The organism is Streptococcus sp. SPS1 (assembly GCF_030439915.1).
Classification (GTDB): Bacteria; Bacillota; Bacilli; order Lactobacillales; family Streptococcaceae; genus Streptococcus.
This window is the reverse complement of record NZ_JAQFJG010000024.1, coordinates 1-8,523: the sequence shown is the minus strand read 5'-3', so window position 1 is coordinate 8,523 and position 8,523 is coordinate 1. Positions and strand designations below refer to the sequence as shown.

The window sequence follows — 8,523 nt, the reverse complement described above, 5'->3', positions numbered from 1 at the left end:
CTTGGTGGAATACTTACTAACATGTGTACATGGTCTGGCATTAAGTGACCCTCGATAATTTCAACTCCTTTATAACTACACAAGCGATGAAATATTTCGCCTAAACTACTTCGATATTGATTATAGATAACTTTTCGTCTATACTTAGGGGTGAACACAATGTGATATAGTTGATTAGTTTTGAACAAGCATCTTATAATAAAGCTATGCATATAGTACAGATTTTAAACAAGGAGCATTAGATTACATCAAAGAGAGGCACAGCATTTGAATCCAATTGAGCAGGCTTGGGCTATCTTGAAAAAAGTGACGGATTTATTAAGGGAAGTCCCAAATATTTTTGAATGTTTAGAGCGCTTTTTAAAACTAAATGACTATAAGATAAATAACAATCTAGAACGAGAGGTACGCCTATGAATTTATATACTTAACTGTCTATAAAAATCAGCATTCATTCCTAACAATTCTTTAAAAGGGACTATTTTTCTAACTGAACCTGATGGAGTGTATTCCATTGACCAAATAAAAGGATAGGTCAAAACAACTTCATTTGTTTCAAGCGATAAATCTAATTTGAACAAATCTGGCACTATAAGTCCTTGATAAAATGTGTCTAACTGATTTGTCGTCACCCAATATAAAAATCCCTTGTAATCTATTTCCAAATTCTCCCATTCTAATGTATCAGGAGCGAAATATTCTATTGAATTTAATTTTTCAATATTTATTGCAAATAGACCACCCAAGATATCATAAGCTATCAAACAACGATTAGAATTATAACATTTTGAAAACAATTCATTACAGTAGATGAAGCCATTCTCCGAATCATTCCCCAAGATTTTTAAATAACCATTAACAGTTATATAAGAAAAATGTTCTAAGATAAACTTCATTTCTTGTGGTCTTTCGATACTATCCGTTGTTTTTTTATTAAATTCAAGGAATTTAATATCATTAGAACTTTTATCAAATTCCGCAATAATCTTTTTCATAGTTAACATTTTATTCACCTACTCTATTATACTAAATTTAACTTTTGTACCATAATCATACGGTCTTAACTGATGACCTGTTGTAAATCGAAAAAGCTACGCTTTCTCATCTTTCTGACTTCCTTGATACTCTCCCAATTCTAAAAAATAAGGTATTATAAAATTCCTTATTTTTTAGTTCATCAATGATGACCATATCATAATCTTTTGTTGTGCGACTTTTAAATCCTTGCGAATCCAATACGATAGAGGTACAGTTCCCCCAATTCGTATTAACTAGCATCATCTTTTCCTAGATACTGTAATATAGTGTTTTGTAGTGCTTCACTCTCTTCCTCTATACGCGGATTATCATCTTTTAAGGTCAAATAGAGAGAAATCGAATCTACAAATTATTTATCATGATTATTTTTAAAATCATTCCAAAACAAAGTTTATTTGGCTTGTTTAACCAATCTAACGTTTTAAAATTCCTCAAGCACCTATAAATCGTTGAGTTTGGAAGTCCAGTTACCTGCGAAAGCAAATCAACATCTACTACTTTTTGACCTTTTGTCAATAAAAAAGCAATCCACGTTAATTGTTCGCGAGGTGTTAATTTCTTATGGGATTCAGTATCATCATTAGCATTCAGTACTAGTCCCAATGAAGGGAAGAAGAGGTTTCCCTTGAAGTCGACAAAAGGAATTCTAGCTTGAAGTAGTTACTTTTTTCACTGTCTGATAACTTTGAAAACACCAAAACAACATTCATATTGGCTTTTTCACCCATAGTACGAGCCTGAGTAACAAATTCTCCTTCTTTTTTCTTTAATCAGAAGCTACTGTTTGTTTAACTTTCCTACACAAAATTATTAAAATTCCTAGAAAAGAGAGAAAAGGTCAGAATTATCTCAAAGTTTATTAGACTTGTTCGATAACTATTTAAAGCAAGATTAGCTAGTTAAAAATTGAATTTGTATCGTTCCAACTAACCATTGGTGTTTTTAGTTTTCGCATCTTTAAATCAGCTACAACAATACACAAAAGAATATATTTTATAGTTTAAAAATTCAACAAGACACTAAACAAGTCTATTTAAAAAGCAAAAATGCTACTCTTCACAAAAAAACTACTTCATCGTAATCAAACCGTCAGGTTCTATACTAAATTCTGGTCTGTCTGCTATCGTGCCATCCTCTTTAAGGTAATACCAGCCATCATTTGATTTGACAAAGGCATTAGAAACCATGTCCCCATTTTGACTATCAAGATAGTACCAAGTCTCCTTGTATTTGATCCAGCCTGTTTTCATAGCACCTTCTCCATCGAAATAGTACCACTTCTCAGCGATTTTCTTCCAGCCTGTCGCCATTTCGCCTGACTGGTCAAACCAGTACCAGTTGCCGTCTGTGTGCTTCTTCCAGCGGTCTGCAAGCATATATCCTGAACCGTCAAAGTAATACCAGGTACCATTGACTTTCTCAAACTTATCTTTTGGATAAGAACCATCTGAGTGTACATACCAGGTGCCAGTATCGTTCTGTTGCCATCCTGCTTCAATCGTCAAGCCGTTTTCAATATCCTGCTTAAACTGCTCACGGCTAATACCCCATTTGGCAAGATAAGGATAAGGGTCAACATGATCTGAGTTATTATTGGGTTGGTTATTGGTGCAGTATTCGTGTGTCTTGACACCTGCCAAGTCGTCTGTATCAAGTGTTTTCGGTATACCAGCTTCATCCGCTAGATTGCGCAAGAGTTCGATATAGAGACGATAGTCAATCAGAAACTCTTCTTTTGATTCATGGCTTTCAATCAGTTCAACTTGTGCATAACCTTCTGCATTCCAACCGCCCCCAACGTCCCAGGCACCATTATCAACAGGTCCTACCTGCATAACACGACCATTACCGACTACGTGAGAAAAGAAGCCCAATTCAGGATCTTTTCTGTAATGGTAGTCAGCCTCATTTTGAACCGTTGAGTTACGGTTGCCTGTGGAATGGGCATGGACTTGCCTATATGGTTGCACGCCGACTTGAGGCAAATCTGTTCTTAATTTACTCACATCAATTTCCATATTCTACTCCTTATCAATTAAAACAACTTATTTTTTACAATCCAGAACCAGAAACTCCTTTATTTCTACCTTACAAAGAAGACAATCTTAGTCACGATTAGGCTTGTAGATAGAACTTCAAAACGCACTATTTTGACACTGTAAATAGGACTGATAAGGTCTGCATTCTATCTACAACAACACCCCAAACTAAAAAGCTTTTCAAAAGTATATTTTACAGTCTCTATATGTCCTTTTTATAAATACTATACTTTATTATATCATATAAAAGAAGTCAAAAGTCTGTTAAACTATTTTCAAGACCAAACTAAAGATAACAGCACAAGTTTTTTCGATTTTCACTAGAGGAAATAGATTTTATTCAGTAAATCCAACTAGGATTGCACTTTGGTTACCAAGATTTCCTTGCCTTTCCATCCTTATCAACATTCAAAAAACAAACTAGACCATTATCTGAAAATAGAAAGTTTCTACCAAGTTTGACAAAGTCCGCTCAAACTACTGTTTAGAGTTTGTAGACATAAGCGATAAAAACCATTATACTGCACCTTTTGTTGACAGTCTACTCCAGACATATCATAGTTCAAGTAAATACTTTGAAATTCAACAGTTCTTATAAGCGCTATTATATTCTAAGAAATCAATAGAAGAGTTTCTAACCAAACATCTATTACTCAATGAAAATCAAAGAGCAAACTCGAAAGCTAGCCGCAGGTTGCTCAAAACACTGTTTTGAGGTTGCAGATAGGGCTGACGTAGTTTGAAGAGATTTTCGAAGAGTGTAATCTATGTGTTCCTGAAACAGAAATTTATGCTCTTTTTGATTTTACATGATATTGAAGTTAGACTAGTACAACGGCACTTCTAAAACAAGTAAAAGGTAGCTAATTCCCTGTATAGCAAGGAGTTTCACTACCCTTTTTACTTTTTCTTACAGCCACTGTTTGATAGACTCATTTTAAAATCACGAGCCTAATCATTTTCTACCTTATCTTCTACCTGAGGATAAAGAGTTGTTCCCCAAATAGAAATCGTCCGCTTACGCACTAGTGGCAAATCAGTTTTTTCATAAACCGTACGCCACCATTCCCAGGCAAGTCCTGTACACTCCCTAATTTTGATAGAGAGATTGCGAACATTCCCTTTTAAAGGAATACTAGTGGTAAAATGAGCCGTCAAATCCTGCCCATTTCTGTTCCAAGCCTTAGCAGTCAAGACTTCCTTACCTTGATAATCATAGGATAATTCATCCCAAGTAATGTAATATTGGGCAACATAGGCACCACTATGATCCAAGAGTAAATCTCCGTTTCTGTAAGCTGTCACCTTAGTCTCAACATAGTCTGTACTGTTTTGAAAGGTCGCAACTACATTGTCCCGTAAAAAAGAAGTTGTATAGGAAATCGGCAAACCTGGATGATCGGCTGTAAAGCGACTGCCTTCTTGAATCAAGTCCTCTACCATATCCACCTTGCCTGTTACAACTCGAGCACCCGAACTCGGGTCTCCCCCTAAAATAACCGCCTTCACTTCTGTATTGTCCAAAATCTGCTTCCACTCTGTCTGAGGAGCTACCTTGACTCCTTTTATCAAAGCTTCAAAAGCAGCCTCGACTTCATCACTCTTACTCGTGGTTTCCAACTTGAGATAAACCTGACGCCCATAAGCAACACTCGAAATATAGACCAAAGGACGCTCTGCAGAAATTCCTCTCTGCCTCAAATCATCTACCGTTACAGTATCTTGAAACACATCTCCTGGATTTTTAACAGCATCTACGCTGACTGTATAATAAATCTGTTTAAAATTAACAATCTGAATCTGCTTTTCGCCCGAATGGACAGAATTAAAATCAATATCAAGAGAATTCCCTGTCTTTTCAAAGTCAGAACCAAACTTGACCTTGAGTTGTTCCATACTGTGAGCCGTGATTTTTTCATACTGCATTCTAGCTGGGACATTATTGACCTGACCATAGTCTTGATGCCACTTGGCCAACAAATCGTTTACTGCTCCGCGAACACTTGAATTGCTGGGGTCTTCTACTTGGAGAAAGCTATCACTACTTGCCAAACCAGGCAAATCAATACTATAAGTCATCGGAGCACGATCGACCGCAAGAAGAGTGGGATTATTCTCTAACAAGGTCTCATCCACTACGAGAAGGGCTCCAGGATAGAGGCGACTATCGTTGGTAGCCGTCACGGAAATATCACTTGTGTTTGTCGACAAGCTCCGCTTCTTTCTTTCGATAACAACAAACTCATCGGGTAGCTGATTCCCCTCTTTGATGAAACGATTTTCAATACTCTCTCCCTGATGGGTCAAGAGTTTCTTTTTATCATAATCCATAGCTAGTATAAAGTCATTTACTGCTTTATTTGTCATCTTCTACCTCCTAATAAGTTCCTGGATTGAGTTGCATAAACTCAGACTTGTTCAGCGAAATCAGCTGTGGTTGGACTAAGTGATCCAAAATTTCCTCGTACAATTCTTCTGAGACATTGCGTCGCCGTCTGGCTAGATAAGAAGTCGGAATGACCGTATTATCCAACATAAATACCTTATCTAAGTCAATCAAGGTTGGTCTTGTAAAAGGATTACGAGCTAAATCCGGCTCTTCTATCATAAAGTTCTTGACCAAACGTCTGGTCAAGAGAGCTGGTTTGAAGGTCTGATTTTTAACCAACTCTTTGTTTTTAGTCATGCTGTTGTCAATACAGATATACATATGATTCTTCACAGCCAAATCGCTACTAATACTTGGAAAAGGCAAATAAAGAGCTACAACATCTCCTCTCTTAATCAAGCAAAAGCACCCCCTTTTCTCCTAATGTAACATAGACAGGATTGACCAAGTCTTCTGATTGACTCAGAATTTCCAAAGTTTGAGTTTGGCGCGTTGTCAATTTAGTAGCATCTTGTCTCTTCAATACAAAATGCTTGTCGCCAATTACCTTGACACTATAATCCTTCTCCAAAGCTGACTGGTAAATCCACATCAGATCTTGTCTGTCCTGAAAACTCAAGAGCAAGGGCGTTTCAAGTCTCCCGACAGTCTGATAAAAATCAAAAACAGGAGCTAACTCCTGCCAATCTGACTGGCTAGTTGTCAAGGCTAGAAAAAGGGCTTTGCGAGCTGATACTTCTTGGTTAGCCTTGAGAGTCCCCTTGCCCTCCAAGTTTTTTAGAAAGTGGGAAACTCCAGAAAGCAAATCTTTCTCTAACTGCGAGAAATAAAAACCTTGCCTTCCCAGACATAAGTCTCTCAAGTCACTTTCTCTAGCAAATAAGAGTTCAAACAGTTGATAGTAAAAGAAAAATATCTGGCACTGGGTCGCACTCATCTTTTCCTTATCGGCTTCTTTTTTCAACCAGAGCAAGGGCAATAGGTAGCTGGATTGAGACATTTCCTCCACCTCCTATTCTTTTTTCTCTGGAGCATCTGCACTAGCTGCCACTTCTTTTGACTGGATACTTTCCCACTGGTTGATTTCCTCTGAGATAAGACCTTCGCATGTCTTAACAAATAGGGCAAAAGCCTTGGTCTTTCCTGCATATTTCTCTGTTTGGCATTGATAGAGGAATTTTTCTCTCTCCAGGAGTTGCGCAGTCTTTTGGTAAGAAATCCAGTGTTCCTTGGCATTATACAAATTGAGAATCCCCTCACACAGCAAGCCTAAACTGGACAAGGCAACCGAAATCAAACGGTAGCGATCACCTGGCATAGGAATAGCACAAAAAACAGCTATGAGAAAACCTGCCACGATTTCTGTTATTTTTAATACCTTATAGCGTCTACGATGTTGAACGCTTTTCTTTAAAAAATGAGCTATCTGTACGTCTAATCGCTCTGTCAAGTACATTTCTTCTGGCGTCATGTTCGTAACCCCTTTCATTTACTTTGATAATCATAGTATAACATATTTGAATATCAAAGTATAGTAAAAACTGGAAAGCTATATCTTATTATAAAATCCAAATATGAAATGTTTATGAAATAAGGGAAAAATATCACAAATAGGATAGAACAAAAAGTTTCAAAATAATAAAAGCGCATAATACCTTGCCTTAAAAAGCTTGATATTATGCGTTTTATCAGAGAAAGATTTTCTGAATGTTCACCTCAAATTGAGTTTTTCCAACATTCTATCAATCACTATTCTAGCTAGTTTCCAACTCGTCTAAACTTTGCTTATCTTAACTGAGCAAGAATAGCTTTGAGTTTCTCAATCAACTCATCTTCTGTGTAGTCAGACTCTTTCTCATTGGCTAGGAAGGCAACTGCTTGAGCGAGAGCTTCTCGTGCTTGATCAAGGACTTTCGCATCTACACTTGTAAGGTCACCGTCTTGCAGAACCTTAGTCAATTCCTTGGTCAATTTCTTGAGTTCTGACTCTTTCTTACGACGCGCGATGAGGAAGAGAAGGAGACCAAGAAGGGCGAGCAGGCTAGCAATCATCGTACCATATGGAAGATGACCTTGCTCTTTCCTTGTTTCTTTCGTTTCTTCTTCATCCTTAGTCGCTTGCTTGCCTTTCAAGGATTCGAGGGCTTCTTTGACCTTAGCAGTCATCTCTTTCAAGCCTGCCTCTGTCAAGTCAGCATTTCTAAGGGCTTCTTGACCCTCTCCGAGAATGACCTTCGCAGCGTCGATGACAGATTGATCAATACCATCCAAGTCTTTCAAACGAGTTTCCAAGTCTTGAATCAAATCTCTTAAGACGGATTTATCAACCTGTTTCTCTTGACTCGATTGAGCGCCTCCAGCGAAAGCTACACTTCTACGGCTACGGACTGCTGGTGTCGCAGAACTTTCAGATAGCCCTTGTGAAGACTCTGCTTCTGTCGCATTTCCTGTTCCCCTCTGTTGAGCAGATGGACCAGTAGCTTGATCCGTCGAATTTCCCGAATGAGCTGAAGCGTTTGGAGTAGTAGGCTGATCTTGGTTATTTGCATCGCCTTGACTGCCATCACCAGATGGAGCTGGTCTGTCTCCTTGGCTACCCGTATCCCCCCTACTATCTGAACCTGCTTGGTTAGTACCATTACCTGGTATGTATGAATTTCCTTGGTTAATACGAGCAGAAAGATTTTCAAGAATTTTATCGAGGGCAGTTAAGCCATCGTTCTTAGCACTGTCAACGCCTGCCTGATCCGTGGCCTTATCAATTTCACCTTCTGCCGTCTTAACAGCTGCTTCAACTTTCTTGATGGCTGCTGTCTTTTCTTCATTCGTAAGATGTGGCGTCGTTGTAATTTGATTTTTCTTCTCTTGAGCCTTGGTTGCCAATTCTTGCTTGGCAAGTTCTTTTCCTACTGGGTTCACATTACCAATGTCGCTGACACCTTGGTCTTTCTTCTGATCTACCGTAGTTTGATCACTTGCTCCATCAATGTCTTCCTTAGCTTTGTCCGCTATCTTCTTGATTTCGGCTTTTGCTTTGGTCTTCTCATTGTCAGAAAG

General features: G+C 38.1%; 8 protein-coding genes and 1 pseudogene. All 9 read right to left on the bottom strand.

The genetic code is table 11. From position 1 onward, the window contains the following. Positions 1–212, bottom strand: a 212-nt coding sequence (gene tnpA, locus PCY12_RS10090) for an IS200/IS605 family transposase (protein WP_301352794.1), incomplete at its 3' end; no start/stop codon positions are given. Between the two features lie 207 nt (positions 213–419). Beyond that, positions 420–995 (bottom strand): DUF2625 family protein, encoded by a 576-nt coding sequence (locus PCY12_RS10085; RefSeq protein ID WP_301352792.1) that lies wholly within the window; start codon positions 993–995, stop codon positions 420–422. Between the two features lie 272 nt (positions 996–1,267). Next, a pseudogene (locus PCY12_RS10075) lies at positions 1,268–1,787 on the bottom strand (hypothetical protein); the annotation flags it as partial. A 318-nt stretch (positions 1,788–2,105) separates the two neighbouring features. Then, the gene (locus PCY12_RS10070) at positions 2,106–3,056 is read right to left on the bottom strand and encodes an N-acetylmuramoyl-L-alanine amidase family protein (RefSeq protein ID WP_301352790.1); all 951 of its coding nucleotides are present in this window, start codon (positions 3,054–3,056) and stop codon (positions 2,106–2,108) included. A gap of 972 nt (positions 3,057–4,028) precedes the next feature. Further along, entirely contained in the window at positions 4,029–5,444 is a 1,416-nt protein-coding gene (gene ply / locus PCY12_RS10065; protein WP_301352788.1) for a cholesterol-dependent cytolysin pneumolysin, read from the bottom strand. A gap of 10 nt (positions 5,445–5,454) precedes the next feature. Then, positions 5,455–5,865, bottom strand: a complete 411-nt coding sequence (locus tag PCY12_RS10060) for a hypothetical protein (protein WP_000595750.1) — start codon at positions 5,863–5,865, stop codon at positions 5,455–5,457. After that, a complete protein-coding gene (locus PCY12_RS10055) occupies positions 5,858–6,466 on the bottom strand; it encodes a hypothetical protein (protein WP_301352786.1) in 609 nt (202 codons plus the stop codon). Before PCY12_RS10055 ends, PCY12_RS10060 begins: the two co-directional genes overlap by 8 nt. Before the next feature lie 12 nt (positions 6,467–6,478). Then, positions 6,479–6,937, bottom strand: a complete 459-nt coding sequence (locus PCY12_RS10050) for a DUF4231 domain-containing protein (RefSeq protein ID WP_031233612.1) — start codon at positions 6,935–6,937, stop codon at positions 6,479–6,481. Positions 6,938–7,251: 314 nt separating this feature from the next. Further along, on the bottom strand, positions 7,252–8,523 hold a 1,272-nt coding region (locus tag PCY12_RS10045; protein WP_301352783.1), incomplete at its 5' end, for a DUF1542 domain-containing protein.

Excerpts from the sequence above, each read along its gene's own strand:
- PCY12_RS10085 (WP_301352792.1), bottom strand. The coding sequence starts at position 995 with ATGAAAAAGATTATTGCGGAATTTGATAAAAGTTCTAATGATATTAAA.
- PCY12_RS10070 (WP_301352790.1), bottom strand. The coding sequence starts at position 3,056 with ATGGAAATTGATGTGAGTAAATTAAGAACAGATTTGCCTCAAGTCGGC.
- ply (WP_301352788.1), bottom strand. The coding sequence starts at position 5,444 with ATGACAAATAAAGCAGTAAATGACTTTATACTAGCTATGGATTATGAT.
- PCY12_RS10055 (WP_301352786.1), bottom strand. The coding sequence starts at position 6,466 with ATGTCTCAATCCAGCTACCTATTGCCCTTGCTCTGGTTGAAAAAAGAA.
- PCY12_RS10050 (WP_031233612.1), bottom strand. The coding sequence starts at position 6,937 with ATGACGCCAGAAGAAATGTACTTGACAGAGCGATTAGACGTACAGATA.